The following is a 21396-nucleotide window of genomic DNA, read 5'->3' as shown; positions in this document are numbered from 1 at the left end:
GGCGATTGACCGCTTCAAAGTTAAAGTAAGTCTATGACTTATCGAAGGATTCAGTCGTCAATTCTTCTCACCATTTTGGTGAGTACGCTACAGGCTCGATTGCACACTTTTCCGCCCCTCTGGACTTCGTTACTCCTCCTATGAACGTGGAGGTTCCGTCGTCGTCGCGCCTCGCCAGAGAGGCGGAAAAATGCACACTCGAATCTGTCCAATCGCCGTTTCTAGGATAATGACATCCCATAGTTATGCACAACAAGCGTCCATCGCCATTCAACCTAAGGACTTCACCATGCAACAGATACGCGGTAGTTTCGATGTCAAACTTCAACCACAAGCGCCAGCAGCAGCGATTGCAGAAGCCAATCTGGGACGACAAACCATAGATAAACAATTTCATGGCGAATTGAACGCGCACAGCTTGGGCGAAATGCTGGCGGCGATGACCGAGGTCAAAGGTTCGGCTGGCTACGTGGCGATAGAACGAGTGAGTGGTACTTTACAAGGCAAGCGCGGCAGCTTTGTTCTGATGCATACCGGTGTCATGGACAAAGGTACGCCACACCTGACCATACAAGTGGTGCCAGATTCTGCGACGGATGAGTTAATCGGCTTGAAAGGGCAAATGCAGATAGAGATCAAGGATGGTCAGCATTTCTATGTTTTTGATTATGGTTTGCCGTGATTGTACGTAGAACGCAATTTTTTTATCAGCCTTGTTTTACGACCAGAAAAAAAATGTAGGGCGGGTGCAACCCCATAGGCGCTAACCAAATTCTAAAACCACTCACCACAGAGGCTCAGACACAGAGAAAGCACAGAGGAAATGTCTAGCTGAAGAAAATTGGATAATATTAGCCTTCTCCTGCCTTTCTCTGCGCCTCTGTGTCTCCGTGTTGAGAGGTTTTGGTTTTGACTTTCTGATTTTGGTTAGCGCCTATGGGTGCAACCCGCGCCGCCAACTCGTCGTCTAACTGAGCCGCGCGGCTTGCACCCGCCCTACGGAATCATATTCTAAATGGTTTCCTAGCTAATGCTCAGGGCTGATAAACCCGCACATAATCAATCTCAAATTTACTCGGAAAAATGCTGTCATCGACTGCACCACCAAGGTCACCGCCAATCGCGAGATTGAGGATTAAATATTGTGGCTGATCGAAAGGCCATTTTTTGTAGTCACCGGTTTTTGCATTCACGAATTGAAAGTAGTATTTATCGTCAACCGCGATTGCTAGCTGATTTTGATCCCAATACAATTGATAGTTATGGAAAGTGTCGCAGGCGTCGTTGACCGTGGTAGCTTTGGTATTGCCCGTGCCATTCGCCCAGTTGTAAAAATTGCTGTAGGCACTACCCAGAATTTGCCCCTTGTTTTTGCCCACATGTTCCATGATGTCGATCTCGCCATCATCCGGCCACGCGCCCTTCGTGCCTAGCATCCAGATCGCTGGCCAGGTGCCAAGGCCGCAGGGTAGTTTTGCACGGATTTCAAAAAAACCATAAGTCCAGCTTGCTTTGCCACGCGTCAACAGACGGGCTGAGGTGTAAGCCTGGCCGCCAAAATCCGGGGCACTGCTGAGTTGCTCTTTGAGTGCGGTAATGGTGAGTTTGCCATCTGCCACGCGGGCATTTTCCAGGCGGTCTTTTGAGTAGTACTGACGTTCATTATTGAACCAACCGGCTTTGTTTCTTTCCGTATCGAACATCCACTTGTCCGCACTGGGCAATCCAGTCTGATCAAATTCATCCGACCAAACCAACTTCCAACCCGCAGGCTTACCCGCCGTTGGGAGCGCGGGCGTGCTCACTGTAGGTGTCGTGACCACCGGGGTGCTGACTACCGGAGTCGTGGCATTGGTGCCCGATCCACCACCACAGGCGCCAAGTGTACTTGCCAGAAGTACTGCTAGAGAATGGAAGTAAGCTTTCATCAAATGTCGCTCCTGTAGTGATATTTAGCGCATTAAAAAGGTATTTACAGGACTTACGCAAAACAGACGCTGGCGTTGTTGTGTTTGCCTCGCCGTGCAATTGCACTGTCTTCGGCTCCACGCCTAGCCAGCGCGATTTTGCGTAAGTCCTAATTTAATATGGCTTTGTTGTAGAAATATGGAATCGTTTCCAATTTGCCGGGAAGTATGGCATTATTCATTTTTAATTGTCAACACCAATGTGGTTTTGGTTTGGAGTAAAGTAGAGGGCACGCTACTAGTAGCGATATCAGCCGATCAGCTGATGTGAATTGACATTTAAAAATGAAGAATGCTATAGTCCTCGCAAAATGGTAACGTTTCCATATTGTGAAATGTGAGCCTATAACTGCGGTAGATAAGTCATTAATAAATTCGATCGGCCCAAATCCAAAATTTATGAATATGCAGGCAAAGTATCTGCATTATCAGGAGACTCGATGTTCAAGCGTACAACTACTCTGTTGGCGGCGTGCCTGGCTTCGTTGACGGCTGCGTCAGCAGTGCAGGCGCAGGCGGCCAAGCCTGTGCCTGTCGAAAAAGCCGAAATCATTCATTGGTGGACTTCGAATAGTGAGTCCGCCGCCGTAAAACTGATTGCCGATGCCTATCGCAAATCAGGCGGTATTTGGGTCGATTCTGCAATCGCTGGTGCCGATCAGGCCAGAGCCGTGGCGATTAATCGTATCGTTGGCAGTAATCCACCCACTGCGGCGCAATTCAACACGACTAAGCAATTTCTGGATTTAGTTGAGCAAGGTATGCTCAATAACGTGGATGAGGTTGCCAAGAGCGAAGGTTGGGAAAAATTTTTGCCTGATCCGGTCTTGAATGTGATCCGGATCAAGGGGCATTACTACGCCGTACCCGTGAATATTCATATGCAGACTTGGTTCTGGTATTCCAAAGCGGCATTCAAAAAAGCCGGCATCGCCAAAGAACCAGCAACGGTAGATGAGATGTTTGCTGCACTTGATAAGCTAAAAGCGGCAGGCATCATTCCACTTGCTCATGGTGGTCAAGCATGGCAGGAAACCATCGTGTTTCAAGCCATGCTGGCCAATCTCGGTGGTAAAGATCTGTATCTGAGTGTGATCCGTGATCGTGATCAAAAAGCGATCAACTCCGAAGCCTTCAAAAAAGTATTAACTGCCTTTAAGCGCATGCAGACCTATGTCGATGCGGGTGCACCAGGTCGTAACTGGAATGATGCCACCGCATTACTGATCAATGGCAAAGCGGGTATGCAGATTATGGGCGATTGGGTCAAAGGTGAATTTGCTGCGGCCAAGCAAGTCGCTGGTAGAGATTTTGGTTGCATTGCGGGCCTCACACCCAACTCACCATACCTGATACAAGGCGACGCTTTCGTCTTTCCGCGCACCACCAATCCTTCGACCGTGAACGCGCAAAAATTATTGGCGAAAGTGCTGTTGACGCCAAATACTCAAGTTGAGTTTAATAAGTTAAAAGGTTCGATTCCTATCCGTAGCGATGTCGATACCTCCACAATGGATATTTGTGCGCAAGCTGGCATGGCGATTATGAAAGACAAATCGCGTCAAGTCGGCATCAGCGAAATGTTTTTGACGCCTGATCAAAACGGTGCCTTGCAGGATATTTTGACGGCATTTTGGAACACCCGTATGCCAGTAGAAAAAGCGCAAAAAAGCATTGCTAGTGCTTTGAAAGACTAAATAAACACAAGCATATGCAAATCAAAGCCCTCAACCGCAAAACTAAATCACTGACATCGTTCGCAGCTCTGCTGCCTATGGCTTTAGTGACTTTAGTCGCTTATCTGGGGGCGACATTGTGGTCGATTAAGGTTTCGTTTTCTAGTTCACGCACGATGCCTACCGACACTTTCGTCGGTATGGCGCAGTACGCCAAGTTGTTTGAAAACGAACGGTGGTTGTTATCGATAGAAAATATCGCGATCTACACAGTGCTGTTTATTCTGCTGAGTATGGTCTTGGGATTTTTGCTGGCCGTGTTTATCGATCAAAAAGTCACGGCAGAAGGCGTATTGCGCACGGTATTTTTGTATCCTTATGCGATGTCCTTTGTTGCGACGGGTTTGATCTGGCAATGGATGCTGACCCCGGGCATAGGCATAGAATACGCGGTGCGCCAGATGGGATTTCCGGATTTTGTGTTCGATTGGATTATTGATCAGGACAAAGTCATTTACACCGTCGTGATCGCCACCGTGTGGCAAACCGCTGGCTTGGTGATGGCGCTACTGTTGGCAGCCTTGCGTGGCATAGACGAAGAGATTTGGAAAGCCGCACGACTCGATGGGATTCCGGTATGGCGGGTGTATGTGTCTATCGTGATTCCTATGTTGGCTCCGGCTATCGCGACCGTCTTCCTTTTATTGTCCACCACGGCAATCAAACTATTTGATTCGGTCGTCGCCATGACCCAAGGAGGTCCTGGCACAGCCAGTGAAGTGCCGGCTAAATTCATTATGGATCATTTGTTTGGTCGCGCTAATATTGCCCTTGCATCGGCAGGTGCAGTCATGCTGTTAGTGCCTGTCATTGCGATACTCGCGCCCTATGTGTATGCACGCAAGCGTAATGTACGTAAGCATAAGGCGGGTAAATGAGCGCTAACTTGCCATCCTCTGTTAAAACTGACCATGCAGCGCAAAGCGCAAAGCGACACGGTAGAAGCAAGCGTTTTAGTCTAGCTCGTTTAGGTATTTACGCATTCCTGATTAGCGCCGCGATTTTCTTTTTGCTGCCGCTCTACATCATGCTCACGACTTCGGTGAAAAGCATGGATGAAATTCGCATGGGTAACATCTTCGCCTTGCCTCAGCAATTTAGCCTGGATGCCTGGACCATTGCCTGGACCAGTGCCTGTACGGGGATTAATTGCGAAGGCATACGCGGTGGTTTTATGAACTCGGTCGCGATTGCGATACCGAGCACCTTGATACCGATTTTTTTGGGTGCTTTGAATGGCTATGCATTGTCGTTCTGGCGCCCGCGCGGTGCCAATATTTTGTTTGGTATCTTGATGGTCGGTGCTTTCGTTCCTGTGCAGGTGATGATCTTTCCCTTAGTGAGAATTTTGGCCAGCATCGATTTGTACAGCTCTTTACCTGGCATCGTGCTGGTTCATACGGTGTTTAGTATGCCAGTGATGACGCTACTCTTTCGCAATTATTACAGCACGATACCGCACGAATTGTTTCAGGCAGCGCGTATCGATGGTGGCGGTTTCATCCGCATCTTTGTGCAACTGATACTACCGATGTCGACTCCAATTATTGTAGTGGCAGCGATTATGCAATTAACTGGTGTCTGGAATGACTACATTCTAGGGCTGGTGTTTGCTGGACGTGAGCATTTGCCGATGACGGTGCAATTGAATAATGTGATCAATACCACCACCGGTACTCGCATGTACAACGTGAATATGGCTGCCACAATTTTGACTTCACTCGTGCCTCTGACTTTGTATTTCGTCTCGGGGCGCTGGTTTGTGCGCGGTATCGCGGCAGGTGCGGTGAAGGGTTAAAGCAATTGTGATGCTGTTTCGAAAAAATATGAAAGCTTAGGAAAACTGTGGCGAACGTTTGTCTACAAAATTTAGGTATCAATCTGGGCGGCAATCAGATTATTTCTGACCTCAACTTAAGTGTTGAGGCAGGAGAGTTTTTGGTTCTGCTGGGCCCTTCTGGTTGCGGTAAATCTACCTTGTTGCATGCGATCGCGGGCTTGATTGATGTCAGCGCAGGTAGTGTAGAAATCGCAGGTCAGGATATGACTTGGGCTGATCCTAGTGAGCGTCAAATCGGCATGGTGTTTCAATCCTACGCCTTGTATCCGACCATGACGGTAGAAAAAAACATGTCCTTCGGTTTGCGTATCAATGGCACACCCAAAGCAGAAATCGCGCGACGCATAGAAAAAGTTGCTGAGATGCTGCACTTGACACCACTGCTGCAAAGAAAACCTGCTGCTTTGTCTGGAGGACAAAGACAGCGGGTGGCCATCGGTCGTGCCTTGGTGCGGGAGGCGGAAGTTTTCTTGTTTGACGAGCCGCTGTCGAATCTGGACGCCAAGCTACGCAGTAATTTGCGACGCGAGCTCAAGCTTTTGCATCAACAATTGCAGTCCACCATGATTTACGTCACGCACGATCAAGTCGAGGCGATGACCTTAGCGACGCGCATCGTGGTGATGCAAGCTGGAAAAATCCAGCAAATCGGCACACCCGAATGTGTTTATGAACGGCCAGTGAATTTGTTTGTCGCGGGCTTTTTGGGCGCGCCGGCCATGAACTTTATTAGCGGTGAGCTCGATTCTCAAGCGCGTTTCGTCTCAAATACTTTGAGCATGGATTTGTCGGCCTATGCGTTTGCGGCACCTTGGTCGGCGACTGCCGAGGTCATGTTAGGCGTACGACCTGAGCAGATACAAATCCGTGATGATGGTCAATTTGTTGGTGCTGTGATGTTAGTTGAACCTATGGGTAATCATCAAGTTGTATGGTTAAAGGCGGGGCCGCAAACTATTTCTAGTATCGTCAATGATCAGCGTCCGTTCGAGATCGGGCAGACGGTTTTGTATAGTATCGACACGCGTAAGATTTCTCTGTTTGATCCACAAAGTGAGCAAAGACTATGAGCCAAATGATGAATGCAGCTTAGGGTCTGTTGACCTCTATTTAGGCAAGCGAATGAGCACAAAAGAGCACAAGGCTAACTATCGCTATGGGAAAGTTCCCTTGCAGGGGAACTTCCTTAACTCAGCGAAACGCTAGACTAAAATGTAGACCAAGCGACCCTAGTAAATGATAAAAAACGTCAGAAGCAAGCGAAGGCATTTACAATATGCCGACAAAATAGGCAATTTCGACTTTGTAGTGCTAGTCCTTAAAACAGCGTAGAACATAAAATAATTTGCTGAAGAAAGCATGAGTATAAAAAATTATGGCAACCATTAAAGATGTAGCCCGTTTGGCGGGAGTGGGATTAGGAACCGCGTCACGCGTCGTCAGTGGCAAGGGCTCGGTGTCGCCTGCGACTTTAGAAAAAGTAAAAAAAGCGATAGAGGAATTGGATTTTCGGCCTTCGCATGCGGCGCGTTCCTTGCTGTCGGGTTCTACTCGTATGATAGGCGTGTATATCCCGCTATTGAAGGGTACCTTTTACATGCCGATTTTGCAGGCGATTGATAATGAATTGCGCGCCGAGGGTTTGCACATGGTGGTCGCATTTGGTGTCGGTGCGGGTGATTTGCGCGAACAAGCGATCGATGGCATCAATTTTTTGATCGAGCGCGGTTGTGATGGTTTGATCGTGATGAGCAATGCCTTGCAAGATGCCGATATTGAAATTTTAGGGGCAAAGAAAAATAAATTAGCGGTCTTAAATCATCGTTACGATTGCATTGCCGATCAATGCTTTACTGCTGATCATAACCTCGGCGGTCGGATGGCGGCACAGGCATTGCTCAAAAACAAGCACAAGAAAATCGCCGTGATCGCGGGACCCGCCAGCGCGCCAGATAACGTCGATCGTATCGGTGGTTTCATGCATGAGCTGGAACAGAATGGGATTGATACTAGCAAGATGTGGGTCGCCGAGAGTAACTTCGCCCCCGATGGTGGCTGGGCTTCGGCACAAGAGCTGGTCGAGTCCGGTTATGAATTTACTGCGGTATTTTGTGCCAATGACGAAATGGCGATTGGTGCGCTATCGTATTTCCAGCACGCAGGAATTAATGTGCCCGGCGAAGTTTCGGTAGTGGGTTACGATGATACCGAAACTGCCGCATTCTCAGCGCCGCGCTTATCGTCCGTACATATCGCCTGGCGTGAAATGACGATGAATGGTTTGAGTTTTTTGCTCAATCGCTGCTACGATTTAGAGCGTCCAGTGGAGCGCAAATTCCCGGTCAGCATGACTTGGCGTAGTTCGGTTGAAAAGGCAGCACGCAGTTCATTTCGTAAGCGTTTGGTGGAGTAGATGACAGCAATCGCAGACAAATTGGAAGGAGCGTTAAAGTGCAATCTGCGATGTGTCGCAGCCTAGCAAACCTAGTTTAGACAAAGAAAACATGCGATCTAGCGTGTTTTTTTTGAATGTCAAATGGAAACGATTCCATTTGTAGCTGTGAAAAATAGAAATCGTAGGGTGGGTGCAATCCCATAGGCGCTAACCAAATGCCGAAAACCACTAACCGCAGGTAAGCAGCATGCTGCGCACCAGAGGTTTAGAGAATACACAGAGGAAAATTTTTCTGAGTGAATTTGGAGAATTTTAGCTATCTCTTACTTCTCCCGATACCTCTGTGTCTCTGTGTTGAGAGGTTTCAGTTTTTCTTTTCGATTTTGGTTAGCGCTTCTAGGGTGCAACCCGCGCTGCCAAGCCGTAATGCACCGCAGGGATGCGGCTACAGCTGCAATACAAAATGGCAAAGAAGTGCAGGATCACCAAGAGCTAAGTATCAAGAAAAATGCAGTCAATAGGGAGGACAAGATGATCAAGATAATTAAAGCAGGACGCTCGACCCGTGCTGTAATATTTTGGCCTGTCCGCGTGCTGTTGGCGAGCATTTTTAGTGTCTGCATTTGCCTCTGCGTTAGCGCCTGTGGCGCTAGCAGTGCCAGCAACACAGCCAATACCAGCAACCCAAATCCGCTGATAAATCCAGTCAGAAATGTCATCGTTCCCGTTCCGCAAACCATCGTGCGCGAAAACCCTGTCATGTTGCATGCTGAGGGCACGCCTTGCTTGCTTGCCGACGGCACTCAAAAAATTCTCAAAGGCGTCAATCTCGGCAATTGGCTGATGCAAGAATTTTGGATGACGGGGCAGGCCACGAATGGCATTGATGATCAATGCAAGCTTGAAGCCGTGTTGAGCAGTTTCGGTAGCCTAGCTTACGAACCGCAACAAGCAGTGATGGCGTGGATGACCAGTTCGGTCGCGCCTGATCCGTCTGCGCATCCCTAATGACCATCTTCTTCCGATTACTTTTTTATGTCAGATAAGCCCGTGAATTCACAAGACACTTTAGCGCTGGTAGCGCGTACTGATTTCCCCGCCGACTTCGTGTGGGGATGCTCAACCTCATCGTTTCAGATCGAAGGCGCGGCCGCAGTCGATGGACGCACACCGTCGATCTGGGATCAGTTTTGCCAACAGCCGGACAAGATACGCGATGGTAGTAATGCTACGGTGGCCTGCGATCACTACCATCGCTGGCCCGAAGACCTAGATCTGGCCAAACAGTTTGGCATGAATGCCTATCGCTTTTCTATAGCGTGGCCGCGGATCTTTCCGGACGCCAGCGGCACCCCCAATCAACTAGGGCTGGATTTTTACTCGCGCATAGTCGACGGCATGCTGGAGCGTGGCTTGCAGCCTTGGGCGACCTTGTATCACTGGGATTTACCGCAGTATCTGCAAGACGCTGGTGGCTGGGAAAACCGCACTACTGTCGATGCGTTTCTGGCGTATACCGAGGTGGTGACGCGTTATCTGGGTGATCGCGTCAAAAATTGGATCACGCATAACGAACCTTGGTGCACCGCCATGCATGGTAATTGGGATGGTATGCACGCACCCGGCAAGCAAGACTTCAAAGCTGCTTTGCAGGTCAGCCATCATGTGATGCTATCGCACGGTTTAGCAGTGCCGCTGATACGCGCAAATGTGCCTGACGCCAAGGTTGGGATCGCACTAAGTTTACACCCCTTGCGTGCAGCCAGTGACAGCGAGGCAGATCTGCAAGCGATGCAAAGGCATGATGGTCTGCGCAATCGCTGGTTTCTCGACCCCTTGTTTGGGCGCGGCTATCCAGCCGATGTGTTGGCGCATTGCGCCGATTATTTGCCGCAGATAAGCTCGGCTGATATTGACGTGATCGCCGCACCGCTAGACTTCTTGGGGGTGAATTACTACTTCCCCGAAACCATCGCCGCCGCACCGGATAATCCGCCCTTGCATACGGCGCTAAAAGAAATCGCAGGTCGCGAACGCACCGGTTTTGGCTGGGAAGTCGCTCCCGATGGTATGCGCGAACTCTTACAAAGAATCGCACAAGATTATCCGGCGATTCCCATCTATCTGACCGAGAACGGCTCCAGCTATGACGATCAGGTCGAGGCTGATGGACAGATACAAGATACCGCCCGCCGCGACTACTTCATTCGCCATCTGCATGCATTACACCAAGCACAGCAGCAAGGTGTAGATGTACGTGGCTATTTTGCCTGGAGTTTGATGGACAATTTCGAATGGGCCGAAGGCTACTTGCGACGCTTTGGTATGGTCTACATCGACTTCATCACTCAACAAAGAACCGTAAAGCAAAGTGGACACTGGTTTCGGAATTTTTTGCATCACCATGCCGTCTCACCACTTGATATGACATAGTCGCGATTTGCGGCTAGCAGTTTTATGCACTACTTGTCCCGGGGGGGAGAAGTAAGCAAGAGTGGAGGCGAATGGCAATCAGCTTGGTCTGATTCGTCGTTCGCCTCGCATTCTGAGTGCCTGTTTTCGCCAGTTGATGCTTTGTCTAAAAACCATCTTACCCCCCATTTTCATCCCTAAGTTGTATCTCTTTCACACCCTCAAAACATTTTTTAAAAATAATTGGTAACGTTTCCAAAATTCATTTAGAATAAAACGGAAAGCTTACCAATTGATATGCAAGCGGTTCAAAAGACCGCCGAATTTACCGGAATCACAGCCGCTAAATTAAAAATTGTAAAAGTCAAAATCCTTCAACGCAGAGACGCAGAGGAGCGCAGAGAAAAGCTTGGACAAATCTTCGCTGTCTTTTTTCGTTTTTCTCAGCGTTTTAGCGCCTCGGCGCCTCGGCATTGAGGGGTTCTAAAGCTTAAAAATAGCTGAAAGCGCTTGTAGGAAGAAAGTTCAATTTGTAGGGCGGGTGAAACCCGCGCCGCCAAACCAATACGCACCTGAGCAGCGCGGCTTGCACCCGCCCAACGAGATCGCAAAAACCGAGCCTTAAAACTAAGGCATTTGAAAATTAATCAGAGAGACAAAAAGTGAAATTAACGACAAAAAAATTGACCAGCTTGCAGCTCGCTATCGCCTTCATGTGCAGTGTGGGTTTTCATAGCGCTGCGAACTCTGCGCCTTCCTCTACACCAGCGACCATCAAAGACTGGCCACACATCAAGAGCGCGATCGCCAAAGACCCTGCGATGGAAGCGAAGATCGCCAAGATGGTGAGTCACATGACGCTGGCGCAAAAAGTCGGGCAAATGACGCAGCCAGAAATCAAGTTCATTACACCGGATGATGTGCGTAAATATTATCTCGGCTCAGTGCTGAATGGCGGCGGCAGCTGGCCGAAGATGAATAAATATTCAAGCGCAGCCGACTGGGTCGATCTGGCTGATCAATATTACGCCGCCTCTATGAGCACCGATATGGTGGATAAAGTGCCGGTGATTTGGGGCATTGATGCGATCCATGGCAATAGCAATGTAGTTGGTGCTACCTTGTTTCCACATAACATAGGCCTGGGCGCAGCGCGCAATCCTAAGCTAATCGGACAGATGGCCGAGCAAGTCGGCAAAGCAGTACGCGCCACCGGTATCGCCTGGGTCTTCGCGCCGACACTCGCAGTCGGACGTGATGCCCGTTGGGGACGTTCTTATGAGAGCTTTTCTGAAGAGGGTCGCTTGGTCAAAGAATACGGCGCAGTCTACGTCAAAGCCCTGCAAGGCAAGTTTACAGATGACAAGAACGTCGTCGCCACGGCTAAACATTTCATCGGCGATGGCGGTACCGATCAAGGCGTTGATCGTGGCGTTAACAAGGCGACTTTGAGCGAGATGTTGAACCAGCATGCGCAAGGCTACTACGGTGCATTTGCCGCAGGGGCGCAGACCGTGATGGCATCGTATAACAGCTGGCATGACGTTGCGGGCAATGTCAATTACGGCAAAATGCACGGTAGCAAGGCGCTATTGACCGATGCCTTGAAAGACAAAATGGGCTTTGATGGTTTTGTCGTGTCGGACTGGGATGGTATCGCCGATGTGCCTGGTTGTAGTAACGATAGCTGTCCGCAAGCGATTAATGCGGGTATCGATATGGTGATGGTGCCCGACAATTGGAAATCCTTTATCGCCAACACCATCGCGCAAGTGGAACGCGGCGAGATCCCCATGGCGCGTATCGATGATGCGGTCAGTCGCATTTTGCGCGTTAAATTACGCGCTGGTCTGTTCGGCAAAAAACCATCCGACAATCAATATGCGGGCAAACAAGAAGCATTACAAGCACGCGACATCGCACGTCAGGCAGTGCGTGAATCCTTGGTGCTGTTAAAGAATAATGGCAGCGTCCTACCGCTGACGCGCGGCAAGAAAATTCTGGTCGTCGGCAAAAGTGCCGATAGCATGATGAACCAATCCGGTGGTTGGTCTATCACCTGGCAAGGCACAGAAAACAAAGAAAGCGACTACACGCCTGGCGATACGCTATTAGCCGGCATTAAAGAAGCTGCTGGTGCTGTCAACGTGCATTACAGCGCTAACGGTGATGATGTCGATGTCGCGCAATTCGATGTGGTCGTCGCGGTATTGGGTGAAACTCCGTACACCGAAGGTTTTGGTGATGTGGCAGCCAGTCGCGCCTTGAGCCATAGCCAGCAATTTCCAGAAGACTTGGCGGTACTGAAAAAAGTCGCCCATAAAGGTAAGCCGGTGGTCACCCTATTATTGAGTGGTCGCGCCGTGTACGCCAATGATTTGCTGAACTTGTCCGACAGCTTTGTCGCCGCCTGGTTACCGGGTACTGAAGGCAAAGGCGTTGCCGATGTCTTGTTCAAAAACGCCCAAGCTAAAGTGGCGCATCCTATCAAAGGTCGTTTGTCATTTTCCTGGCCAGCCAAAGCTTGTTTGTCACAAACCGTAGCGATGGGTGGTAGCGAGGTTTTATTCAAGTATGGCTATGGCTTGCGCTACGGTAAGGTACTGCGTATGCCAGCCTTGCCCGAAGATACCAGCACTGCTTGTAATGTCGCCTCCAGCTTGATCATCTCGAGTCCGCAAGACCAGACCAGCTATCCACTTTCCGTGACCACTGGCAAACGCAAAGTGACGCTAGGAAGCGAACTGGCTTTGAGTAAGCCTGACGATACCGTCACAGCCAAAACCGTACAGGTCGGCGCTGTCAGTGGTCAGCAAATCAGCTGGAGTGGTAAAGGACGTTTTGAAGCGGCGGCCGCGTTTGCTACACCGATTCCAGCCAATCTGATCCCGGAAGGTGCACTGCAATTCTTAGCCCAAGTACAAACCGCACCTGCTGGCAGAGTCGGTATGACGATGGACTGCGGCGAGACCTGCACGGCGAGCCTCGATCTCAGTTCTACCTTCAAAAACATGGCAGGCGCAGGTGTCAAAACGGTCAAGATTCCTCTGTCTTGTTTCAGTGCCTTAGGCGTCGATATGCGCAAAGTCAAAACACCATTTAATGTCAGTACCGATGCGAAATTCGTAGCAGCTTTCGCCGACATCAAAATCGTCGCCGGCGCAGCGAAAGATGCAGATGCCTTGTCGTGCGCGAGTTTGAAGTAAGTGACGTCTTTACCCTCTCCCGCAAGCGGGAGAGGGCCAGGGTGAGGGCGGTTCAGAAAGGATGCAAACGTCTAGCAACAAGAAAAATAGGTAGTGCGAATGCAACCCGCACCCAACAGAAATTCCGTAACAAGTTCCCGCCCCTTCAAGGGGAAGGAGAAAATCGAAGTGCATTCGGCATCACAAGATTTCAAAAAAGCGAAGCAACGAAAAACGCAACAACAAAACAAAAAATAAGGAGACACAACATGGCAAGTCAAATGGGTAGCAATGCCATCCCCCACCGGGGCAATTGCGAAGTGAGTAGTACGGTCGGAAATAATAACTCCGCCTTGGTGATCGTCACTTTATTGTTCTTTATGTGGGGTTTGCTAACCTCGTTGAATGACGTACTGATTCCGCATTTAAAATCCGTTTACACCTTGACCTATGTGCAAGCGATGTTGGTGCAATTTTGCTTTTTTGGGGCCTATTTTATTGTGTCTTGGCCAGCAGGCATGTTGATCAAGCGAATAGGCTATCAAAGCGGCGCGGTGACCGGTCTAGTGATTGCCGCTATCGGTTGCGCTTTGTTCTATCCCGCCGCCACGCGCGGCTATGGCCTGTTTCTGCTGGCATTTTTTGTTCTGGCCTCTGGTATCACGATATTGCAAGTGGCAGCAAATCCTTATGTCACGGTATTAGGCGATGCAAAGACCGCGTCTAGTCGACTGACCTTAACTCAGGCGTTCAATTCTCTCGGCACGACGATCGCACCGGCTTTAGGCGGGTTCCTAATTCTCTCCGGTGTGGTGCTGACCGCAGCCCAGTTTGATGCCTTGCCCGCCGCCGAACAACTGGCACACCGAGCGAAAGAAGCTGCGGCAGTACAAGGTCCTTATTTGGCTTTAGCCGCAGCGCTGTTGATTCTTGCAATTCTGTTTGCACTGGCACGCTTACCCAAAATTTCGCATGAAGAAGAGGTCGTGGTTAGTAGCTCTGCACCAAGTCAGCATGCCTCAGTTTTTTCTCATAAACATTTGGTTTTAGGTGCAATTGGTATCTTCCTCTATGTTGGTGGTGAAGTCAGTATAGGCAGTTTCTTGATTAACTTTTTAGGCGAAAGTCAGGTCGCTAATTTGAGTGCCGCCGATGCTGCACATTACGTCAGTTACTACTGGGGTGGTGCGATGGTGGGTCGCTTCCTCGGTTTTGTGGTGATGCGTAAGGTTAGTCCCGGTAAGGCCTTGGCATTCAATGCGGCTTGCTCGATAGCTTTGATTTTGGCAGCCATTTTTGCCAGTGGCAGTGTGGCGATGTGGGCAATTATCGCTGTGGGTTTATGTAATTCCATCATGTTCCCGACGATCTTCAGTATGGCATTAAAAGATTTGGGTAAATTTACAGGACAAGGCTCTGGCGTTTTGTGTATGGCGATAGTCGGCGGAGCGATCGTGCCTTTCATACAGGGATTTTTAGCCGATCACATTGGCTTGCAATGGTCGTTCTTTGTACCAGCCGCGTGTTATCTGTTCATCTTCTATTTCGGCGTGAAATATGCGGGTATGTACGATAAACCTGCATTCTGAAGATAAATTTTGCGAGTGATTGCTATGACGCGACCAAGCTGGTTGTCCGTGATGCTGGGTTTGAACCTATGGTTGTTTGGAGTGATTTTCTTGACAGTTTACGTTTGAAACTCCCTTCTCCCGCGAGCGGGAGAAGGGGCGGGGATGAGGGGCGTTCAGACTTGAGCACAGCTATTGGGGGACAGGAATTTTGTGATTCCCTTACTGATTCGTCTCCGATGATGACTTTAGCAGGTGCTGAACCACCCTCACCCTAGCCCTCTCCCGCTCGCGGGAGAGGGGAGTTCAGAAGCGCGGTTTGCTGTGCATTTTCAGGATGAATGGGTAACTACACGCAGCAAAGCACGCGATATTTGCGTCAGCATTAACGATAAAGAGCGTTAATAATTAAAGGACAGAAGTATGCCGGAACAAACCGCCTTAGCTCGACAATTTCCCGCCGGATTTGTGTGGGGTGTTGCCACCAGTGCTTACCAGATTGAAGGTGCGGCCAACGAAGGTGGTCGAGCACCATCAATCTGGGATACTTTTAGTCACACTCCCGGCAAGATACTCGATCACAGCAACGGCGATGTGGCCTGTGATCATTACCATCGTTACGCCGAAGATGTAGAACATATCGCCAATCTCGGCCTCGATGCCTATCGTTTTTCGGTATCGTGGTCACGTGTGCAGCCTGATGGTAGTGGCGCTTGGAATGAAGAGGGCATGGATTTCTATGCGCGCCTGATCAGCGCTTTAGCGCAAAAAAATATCAGCGCGCACATGACTTTGTACCACTGGGATTTGCCGCAAGCTTTGCAAGAGCAGGGTGGATGGCTCAATCGCGAGACCGCCGTGCATTTCGCGCGCTACGCACAAGAAATGGCGGTGCGCTTTGGTGACCAACTAGCCAGTATCGCCACTCACAATGAGCCTTGGTGTAGCGCCAATCTCGGTTATGGCAACGGTCAATTTGCCCCCGGTGTGAAGGACGAAGTCGCCGCCTTGCAGGTCTCGCACCACCTTCTGTTATCTCATGGTCTCGCGATACAAGCGATGCGCGCTCACAACAAAAAAGCCAAGCTAGGCATCGTTCTCAATCAATGGACCGCCGATCCTGCCACTGAAAGTGAATCCGATCGTGCCGCCGCCGCGTTGGAATATGCACGCTCAGTGCAATGGTTTATGGACCCGATTTTTCGCGGACACTATCCAGAACTCGCACTTGCCAAAATCGACCCATCTCGCTTCGTCGTCGAACCCGGCGACCTGCAAGCGATACATCAACCCTTGGATTTCTTAGGCGTCAATTACTATTTCCGCGCCTACGTCAGCACCGAAACCCCACCGCGCCTGCCGGAAGCCAAACTAGGCTTGACCGACATGGGTTGGGAAATTTATCCAGAAGGTCTGAGTCGGCTCTTGATCGGCATACACCAAGAGTACAAAGATCTCGGATTACCACCGATCTACATCACTGAAAACGGCATGGCCGTCGCTGACCAACTAGACGGCGAACAAATTCACGACACAGCACGCATTGATTACATGCAACGCCACTTCCAAGAAGTCGCTAAAGCCATCGCCGCTGGCGTGAACATCAAAGGATTTTTTTACTGGAGCCTGCTCGATAATTTTGAATGGAATTCAGGCTACTTACGCCGCTTTGGTTTGATCTATGTCGACTATGTGAGTCAGCGTCGAATTTGGAAGGATAGTGCGATTTGGTTTAAGGGGTTTCTGCAGAAGTTTCGAGGGTGGGTGGCTTAAGGTTTATGCTCGCATGCCTATCCAGATTACGGTTTCAGTAGAAGCTTCAACCACTGGCGAAAGCAGTCGTGACCAGAACTCGCCACCATGTAAATGCGATGCCGAATGATCGTGATGTTGACGCTCCTCCGCAATGATAGAGGAGATCGCCACCACCGCAGTGTCGTCCTGGTCTCGTAGTTGTTCTATTTGATGCTCAAGGTGGCGCAGCACGACGCGTTCCACCGCAACAGTCGTGGCCGCAATTGCTTTACGTCCGAACAGTCCGGTGCCCAAGCCAAGCACGAAGCCACCTAGCGCACATAACCAATAGCTGCGACATCGCCGCTGCCCACGGCGCTGCAACTCTGCCCAAAAAATGGCGCGATGTTTTTCTTCTTGAGATTTGAATTCTCTAAGCTCGCCGACCATATCGCGTGCGGTGAGTCGGGCGGCAAGAATCTGTCCAGTGTAAATACAAATCGCACCCTGCTCACCGGCGTGGTTGACTTTTAGGATACGTGATCCTAGGGTGAAAACCTTAGTCGGAGCCGGGCGATCTATCATGAATGTTAAGTTGAAACTACAGTTGGGAAGCGTCAGAGTCTAGTGTAATTTTTGCGTGATCGTTGTCGCAGTTTTGGGGGGAATTCTTATGCCAATGCTCTGAGAACTGCTTGCGGCTCTTTGGACACAACATGTAGTAACGCTAAAGCAGGGCCATGTGGAGAACGATCGCCACGTTCCCAATGACGCAGCGTGCCGACACTGATGCAAAATTTGGCGGCAAACTCCATCTGCGTTAAACCCAGGCTGTGGCGTAACTGCGCAACATCAATCGCTTCAGGGCGATGAGTGCGTGCAGCGACAGCCTTACCTTGGCTATGCGCAATCGCTTCCTGCAATCCTTGTTTAATACTTTCAAATGCTTTTGCCATGATGTTTCTCCAATGCTGATGTTACAAGTATGTCGACTAATTGCGCCAGAAGATTCCGATCCGATTTGGATAAATTAGCCTGCTCATTTTTTCCGAACAGCGTGAGCAAATATAATGGAATGCGCTCATCGTGATAGTAGTAAATTACACGTACACCGCCACTTTTACCTCTGCTTCCCCGACCCCAGCGAAGTTTTCTGATACCACCCGTTCCTTCCATTAAATCCCCAGCTCTTGGATGCTCAGCGAGGTAATTAATGATCGATTTACGTTCCAATTCGCTAAGCAGCGCTTCGGCGCGTTTAATGTATTCCGGGAGTTCGGTGATCGTAGTCAACATAGGTCAAGTGTAATCCATTGGATTATATTTGGCAAATAGCTTGCTTGCCAATTTAGTAAGCAGAAAGTGTTAATTCGTGAGGTTTGATATTCGCAATATGTACTCTTGAACTAAAAAAGCTTCACACGCAAGCTCAACACCCCTGCCGGGACAACTTAGCCACCTCAAGCAAATGCTTCCCAGCTTTCGCTGCTGATGACAACAGCAAGACCGTATCCGAATTGTTGTAGCGCGATTTTTCTATGATGAGGTCGATCTTGCCGTCGCGGTCGATGTCGCCAGCCCACGAGACGCTAATCGTTTCGGCGAAATCGCTGTCCTTGTGTTCCATGGTATCGCCTAACCATTGCTTAATGCCGTTGCTATTACCAACTAGATAGACTTTGCATGCTTGAAATTCTTCGCCTTTGCCTTTTTCCTTGCATTGGTGCTGTACCGTGTACTTGGCGTTGTCGAAAATAATCGTTTGACCTTGGTCGGTGCCGCTAATGCTGGCTTGTTTAATGACGCCTGTTTTCAGACCTTCTCTTCTGATCAGCAAAAAAGGATCTGGACCTTTCATCTCGACCTGCTTGCCCGAGTAGGAAGCCTTGTCTTTTTCATCGTCCATGATGCCGTCAAACACGGTTTTGATTTTGGGCGCGGCAGTCTTCAGTTCCGCACGCTCGCCATCGACCATCAAGGCGAGCCAATTTCTGCCAGCGACATTCGGCACTTCACCACCATGAAAAGTGCCGACCTGCATGATCTCAGTAGGAATGCCGTCCACTGCCGCGGCCATCGGTATCACCAGACCGATGAGTAAGGGTGCCAAAACCCGATTTGCCAAGTGCATGAAGTCTCCAACAAGTTAGTGTCATGATTGAAAATGCTTAAGACTACCAATAGAAGCTATTTGCCCTTAGCAAAACGCGCAGCCTCAATTGCCGCGATGTCGATTTTCGTCATCTCCATCATCGCCTCGAAAGCGCGTTTGGCCGCAGCGGGATCTGGATCAGCAATCGCCTCGGATAAGGCAACTGGCGTAATCTGCCATGATAAGCCCCATTTATCTTTGCACCAACCGCATGCACTTTCGACGCCGCCATTGTTGATAATGGCGTTCCAGTAGCGGTCAGTCTCCGCTTGATCGTAGGTCGCTACCTGAAACGAGAACGCCTCGCTATGTTTAAAGGCCGGACCACCATTCAATCCTAGACATGGAATGCCCAAGACGGTAAAAGTGACCGTCAAAACATCGCCTTGCTTACCCGAAGGATAATCCCCCGGTGCGCGATACACCGCCTCGACCGAAGAATCAGGAAAGGTTCGCGCATAAAAATTCGCTGCCTCTTCCGCATCACCGTTGTACCAAAGACAAATCGTGTTTTTTGCGTGTTTCATCATTGGCTTTCTTCAAGTTGATGGTGGCTAAATAAACTATTTGTGACGAGCTGAGCTAGGGCAAAGCTTACGCGCTAAGCGAGCCATTCTATCAAGCTCAAGATTCGCGACTTTAATTTATCTCTACAAAGCGTGGGCGACAAAGCAGGTAATTCTATCAAGCTTAAACCTCGCGTCAATCAAACCTCGTCTTGTCGCGAAAAATGTTGCGTCATCGCAGGATGAAAAGATTGACTTGACTATACAATGTACTATTTCGAGTTATCCTTAGTGATGGCGCGATTCTTCTCTACATCTGAGCGTATTGGTGATGCTAGAGAAAGCGATTTAAAACGCCTGATCGCTGGAGGTTTTCATTTTTAATAGGGGTCAATAGACCTAAGGCATCAATTCAAACAAGTCTGGAGCTTATTTGTTGAAACGGGTTTTGTTCGCATGTTTTTCTTTGCTGCTGATCTCGACGCAGTATGGTCTTGCTGCGTCAAAACCAGTGCTGAAAGTAGTGACGGGAGATATCAATTTCCCCTATAACTTTGTCAAAGACCAGCGCGTACAAGGACTGAGTGTCGATGTGGCACAAGAACTCGTTGCACGTCTCGGTATGCAATTAGAGATCGAAGTGTTGCCGTGGACCCGCGCTTTGCATACAGCACAAACGCAGGCATCAGTGATGCTCTTTACCGTGGCAAGGACACCGGCGCGTGAAAAAAATTATTATTGGATAGGTCCCGTCACACGCAGTGAAGAATGGCTGTACAAATTAAAACGACGCACAGACGTCAAGGTAAGTAGCTTGGATCAGGCGCGTCATTATTTGGTTGGCGATGAAGCGAACAATGCGAGTATTCCGGTGTTGACGCGTCTTGGTATCAAAGTCGACACGGCACCATCTATGCAATCGAATTGCCGAAAACTAAAAATAGGGCGGGTTGATTTGATTCCTTTTGATCCCGATGGCGTCGAAGATTTTGCCAATAGCTGTGCGCTCAATAAAGACGATATCGAACAAACCGTGCAAGTACCGCGTGACACTGCGCTCTATTTTGCTTTCGGTAAAACTACGCCGCCTGACTTCATTCGTCGCGTCAACGCCGCGTTCGCTAGCATGGTGAAAGATAAGTCACTGCAAAAAATCAGTAAAACCTGGAAGCCAGACACGCCAAAAAAGTAAGCCTGCAGACCGCGTCGGCCCTTGGTTTACTTTGGTGAAGAGCATCTCATGCAACTCAGTATTAAGTCGCACGATGCCATTGGCTTTAGGTGCAAGTTGCGAGATTGAGTCGTGCTTGTTTTTCGATTCGTTCATGAAAATGCGCAGTGCTGTAAATTCGCACTCTATCCACAAAGCCGCGCAACACAGCTTTGCGTTTCATGCGATAAATTAGCCCCGGAACCCAGCTATATTCTGCACGTATTTGCTGATCATATTCAGCAAAACGCGTAGCAGTCGCACCTAAAATCGCCAAATCGATATCAACCAAAAGCTGCTGATCTGCATCACTCGGCACCGCGTCGTGGCAGGTTGCCATAATCAATGCGACGACGCGTTGTTGTTGCGCTGGAGCCGCACCAGCTTGCTGTAGCACTTCTTGTGCCCAAGTAGCGCTACGAGCTTCATTATCGCTAGCCCTCAGCGCATACACCGCATCATGAAACCACAAAGCAAGCTCGACTTCACCTGGATGTGCGGCGAGATGTACAACTTCAGAAAAGTGCATGAGACATTCATACAAATGTTGCGTCGTATGATAGTGCCGATGCGCCTCATCATAAGCCTCAATAAGTTGCACAAATAACCCATCGGGTGCGGGCAAAGCAAGATGTGCCCAGGTGCGTTGCCAGGATTGCGTAAAGAGAATCGCGTAGTTAGCTCTCATGAG

Annotated in this window: 19 protein-coding genes; 12 read left to right on the top strand and 7 right to left on the bottom strand. The window is 49.5% G+C overall.

Going from position 1 to position 21396, the window contains the following annotated elements:
* Positions 1–229: 229 nt before the first annotated feature.
* Entirely contained in the window at positions 230–682 is a 453-nt protein-coding gene (locus AC1RR2_RS19760) for a DUF3224 domain-containing protein (protein WP_493223999.1), read from the top strand.
* 352 nt (positions 683–1034) lie between these two features.
* Here the strand turns inward: AC1RR2_RS19760 and AC1RR2_RS19755 are convergent, their stop codons facing one another.
* Complete coding sequence (locus AC1RR2_RS19755; protein ID WP_493223998.1) at positions 1035–1928, bottom strand: glycoside hydrolase family 16 protein; 894 nt, start codon at positions 1926–1928, stop codon at positions 1035–1037.
* A 479-nt stretch (positions 1929–2407) separates the two neighbouring features.
* Here AC1RR2_RS19755 and AC1RR2_RS19750 point away from each other — a divergent pair, with 479 nt between their 5' ends.
* From AC1RR2_RS19750 to AC1RR2_RS19705, 10 genes are all read left to right on the top strand, one after another.
* On the top strand, positions 2408–3664 hold the full coding sequence (locus AC1RR2_RS19750) for an ABC transporter substrate-binding protein (protein WP_493223997.1): 1257 nt from the start codon (positions 2408–2410) through the stop codon (positions 3662–3664).
* A gap of 14 nt (positions 3665–3678) precedes the next feature.
* Complete coding sequence (locus tag AC1RR2_RS19745) at positions 3679–4581, top strand: carbohydrate ABC transporter permease (protein WP_493223996.1); 903 nt, start codon at positions 3679–3681, stop codon at positions 4579–4581.
* The gene (locus tag AC1RR2_RS19740) at positions 4578–5501 is read left to right on the top strand and encodes a carbohydrate ABC transporter permease (protein WP_493223995.1); all 924 of its coding nucleotides are present in this window, start codon (positions 4578–4580) and stop codon (positions 5499–5501) included. Before AC1RR2_RS19745 ends, AC1RR2_RS19740 begins: the two co-directional genes overlap by 4 nt.
* Before the next feature lie 47 nt (positions 5502–5548).
* Positions 5549–6613, top strand: coding sequence for an ABC transporter ATP-binding protein (locus tag AC1RR2_RS19735; protein WP_493223994.1), 1065 nt, complete (start codon positions 5549–5551; stop codon positions 6611–6613).
* A 305-nt stretch (positions 6614–6918) separates the two neighbouring features.
* The gene (locus AC1RR2_RS19730) at positions 6919–7956 is read left to right on the top strand and encodes a LacI family DNA-binding transcriptional regulator (protein WP_493223993.1); all 1038 of its coding nucleotides are present in this window, start codon (positions 6919–6921) and stop codon (positions 7954–7956) included.
* A gap of 513 nt (positions 7957–8469) precedes the next feature.
* Positions 8470–8946, top strand: coding sequence for a hypothetical protein (locus tag AC1RR2_RS19725; protein WP_493223992.1), 477 nt, complete (start codon positions 8470–8472; stop codon positions 8944–8946).
* Between the two features lie 27 nt (positions 8947–8973).
* Positions 8974–10371, top strand: a complete 1398-nt coding sequence (locus AC1RR2_RS19720; protein WP_493223991.1) for a GH1 family beta-glucosidase — start codon at positions 8974–8976, stop codon at positions 10369–10371.
* Between the two features lie 641 nt (positions 10372–11012).
* Positions 11013–13556, top strand: coding sequence for a glycoside hydrolase family 3 protein (locus AC1RR2_RS19715; protein WP_493223990.1), 2544 nt, complete (start codon positions 11013–11015; stop codon positions 13554–13556).
* 260 nt (positions 13557–13816) lie between these two features.
* Positions 13817–15124, top strand: coding sequence for a sugar MFS transporter (locus AC1RR2_RS19710; protein ID WP_493224007.1), 1308 nt, complete (start codon positions 13817–13819; stop codon positions 15122–15124).
* Between the two features lie 402 nt (positions 15125–15526).
* Complete coding sequence (locus tag AC1RR2_RS19705) at positions 15527–16876, top strand: GH1 family beta-glucosidase (protein WP_493223989.1); 1350 nt, start codon at positions 15527–15529, stop codon at positions 16874–16876.
* Positions 16877–16879: 3 nt separating this feature from the next.
* Here AC1RR2_RS19705 and AC1RR2_RS19700 read toward each other — a convergent pair whose 3' ends face one another.
* The 5 genes from AC1RR2_RS19700 to AC1RR2_RS19680 form a co-directional block, all read right to left on the bottom strand.
* The gene (locus AC1RR2_RS19700) at positions 16880–17422 is read right to left on the bottom strand and encodes a demethoxyubiquinone hydroxylase family protein (protein WP_493223988.1); all 543 of its coding nucleotides are present in this window, start codon (positions 17420–17422) and stop codon (positions 16880–16882) included.
* A gap of 86 nt (positions 17423–17508) precedes the next feature.
* Positions 17509–17793: a helix-turn-helix domain-containing protein gene (locus AC1RR2_RS19695; protein WP_493223987.1), complete on the bottom strand. Its 285-nt coding sequence runs from the start codon at positions 17791–17793 to the stop codon at positions 17509–17511.
* Positions 17777–18133, bottom strand: coding sequence for a type II toxin-antitoxin system RelE/ParE family toxin (locus AC1RR2_RS19690; RefSeq protein WP_493223986.1), 357 nt, complete (start codon positions 18131–18133; stop codon positions 17777–17779). Before AC1RR2_RS19690 ends, AC1RR2_RS19695 begins: the two co-directional genes overlap by 17 nt.
* A 133-nt stretch (positions 18134–18266) precedes the next feature.
* A complete protein-coding gene (locus tag AC1RR2_RS19685; RefSeq protein ID WP_493223985.1) occupies positions 18267–18968 on the bottom strand; it encodes a hypothetical protein in 702 nt (233 codons plus the stop codon).
* A 56-nt stretch (positions 18969–19024) separates the two neighbouring features.
* Positions 19025–19519 (bottom strand): VOC family protein, encoded by a 495-nt coding sequence (locus AC1RR2_RS19680; RefSeq protein ID WP_493223984.1) that lies wholly within the window; start codon positions 19517–19519, stop codon positions 19025–19027.
* 409 nt (positions 19520–19928) lie between these two features.
* Between AC1RR2_RS19680 and AC1RR2_RS19675 the strand changes: the two genes are divergently transcribed.
* Entirely contained in the window at positions 19929–20687 is a 759-nt protein-coding gene (locus AC1RR2_RS19675) for a substrate-binding periplasmic protein (protein WP_493223983.1), read from the top strand.
* An 85-nt stretch (positions 20688–20772) separates the two neighbouring features.
* On the opposite strand, the gene AC1RR2_RS19670 is transcribed toward AC1RR2_RS19675, so the two are convergent.
* Positions 20773–21393 (bottom strand): HD domain-containing protein, encoded by a 621-nt coding sequence (locus AC1RR2_RS19670; RefSeq protein ID WP_493223982.1) that lies wholly within the window; start codon positions 21391–21393, stop codon positions 20773–20775.
* Between the last annotated feature and the right edge of the window lie 3 nt (positions 21394–21396).

The organism is Undibacterium sp. GW821-FHT11H02 (assembly GCF_058808015.1).
This window is presented reverse-complemented; position numbering and strand designations above follow the sequence as displayed.

Excerpts from the sequence above, each read along its gene's own strand:
- AC1RR2_RS19710 (WP_493224007.1), top strand. The coding sequence starts at position 13,817 with ATGGGTAGCAATGCCATCCCCCACCGGGGCAATTGCGAAGTGAGTAGT.
- AC1RR2_RS19690 (WP_493223986.1), bottom strand. The coding sequence starts at position 18,133 with ATGTTGACTACGATCACCGAACTCCCGGAATACATTAAACGCGCCGAA.
- AC1RR2_RS19685 (WP_493223985.1), bottom strand. The coding sequence starts at position 18,968 with ATGCACTTGGCAAATCGGGTTTTGGCACCCTTACTCATCGGTCTGGTG.
- AC1RR2_RS19755 (WP_493223998.1), bottom strand. The coding sequence starts at position 1,928 with ATGAAAGCTTACTTCCATTCTCTAGCAGTACTTCTGGCAAGTACACTT.
- AC1RR2_RS19725 (WP_493223992.1), top strand. The coding sequence starts at position 8,470 with ATGATCAAGATAATTAAAGCAGGACGCTCGACCCGTGCTGTAATATTT.
- AC1RR2_RS19680 (WP_493223984.1), bottom strand. The coding sequence starts at position 19,519 with ATGATGAAACACGCAAAAAACACGATTTGTCTTTGGTACAACGGTGAT.
- AC1RR2_RS19745 (WP_493223996.1), top strand. The coding sequence starts at position 3,679 with ATGCAAATCAAAGCCCTCAACCGCAAAACTAAATCACTGACATCGTTC.
- AC1RR2_RS19720 (WP_493223991.1), top strand. The coding sequence starts at position 8,974 with ATGTCAGATAAGCCCGTGAATTCACAAGACACTTTAGCGCTGGTAGCG.
- AC1RR2_RS19750 (WP_493223997.1), top strand. The coding sequence starts at position 2,408 with ATGTTCAAGCGTACAACTACTCTGTTGGCGGCGTGCCTGGCTTCGTTG.
- AC1RR2_RS19740 (WP_493223995.1), top strand. The coding sequence starts at position 4,578 with ATGAGCGCTAACTTGCCATCCTCTGTTAAAACTGACCATGCAGCGCAA.
- AC1RR2_RS19760 (WP_493223999.1), top strand. The coding sequence starts at position 230 with ATGACATCCCATAGTTATGCACAACAAGCGTCCATCGCCATTCAACCT.
- AC1RR2_RS19695 (WP_493223987.1), bottom strand. The coding sequence starts at position 17,793 with ATGGCAAAAGCATTTGAAAGTATTAAACAAGGATTGCAGGAAGCGATT.
- AC1RR2_RS19670 (WP_493223982.1), bottom strand. The coding sequence starts at position 21,393 with ATGAGAGCTAACTACGCGATTCTCTTTACGCAATCCTGGCAACGCACC.
- AC1RR2_RS19730 (WP_493223993.1), top strand. The coding sequence starts at position 6,919 with ATGGCAACCATTAAAGATGTAGCCCGTTTGGCGGGAGTGGGATTAGGA.
- AC1RR2_RS19705 (WP_493223989.1), top strand. The coding sequence starts at position 15,527 with ATGCCGGAACAAACCGCCTTAGCTCGACAATTTCCCGCCGGATTTGTG.
- AC1RR2_RS19700 (WP_493223988.1), bottom strand. The coding sequence starts at position 17,422 with ATGATAGATCGCCCGGCTCCGACTAAGGTTTTCACCCTAGGATCACGT.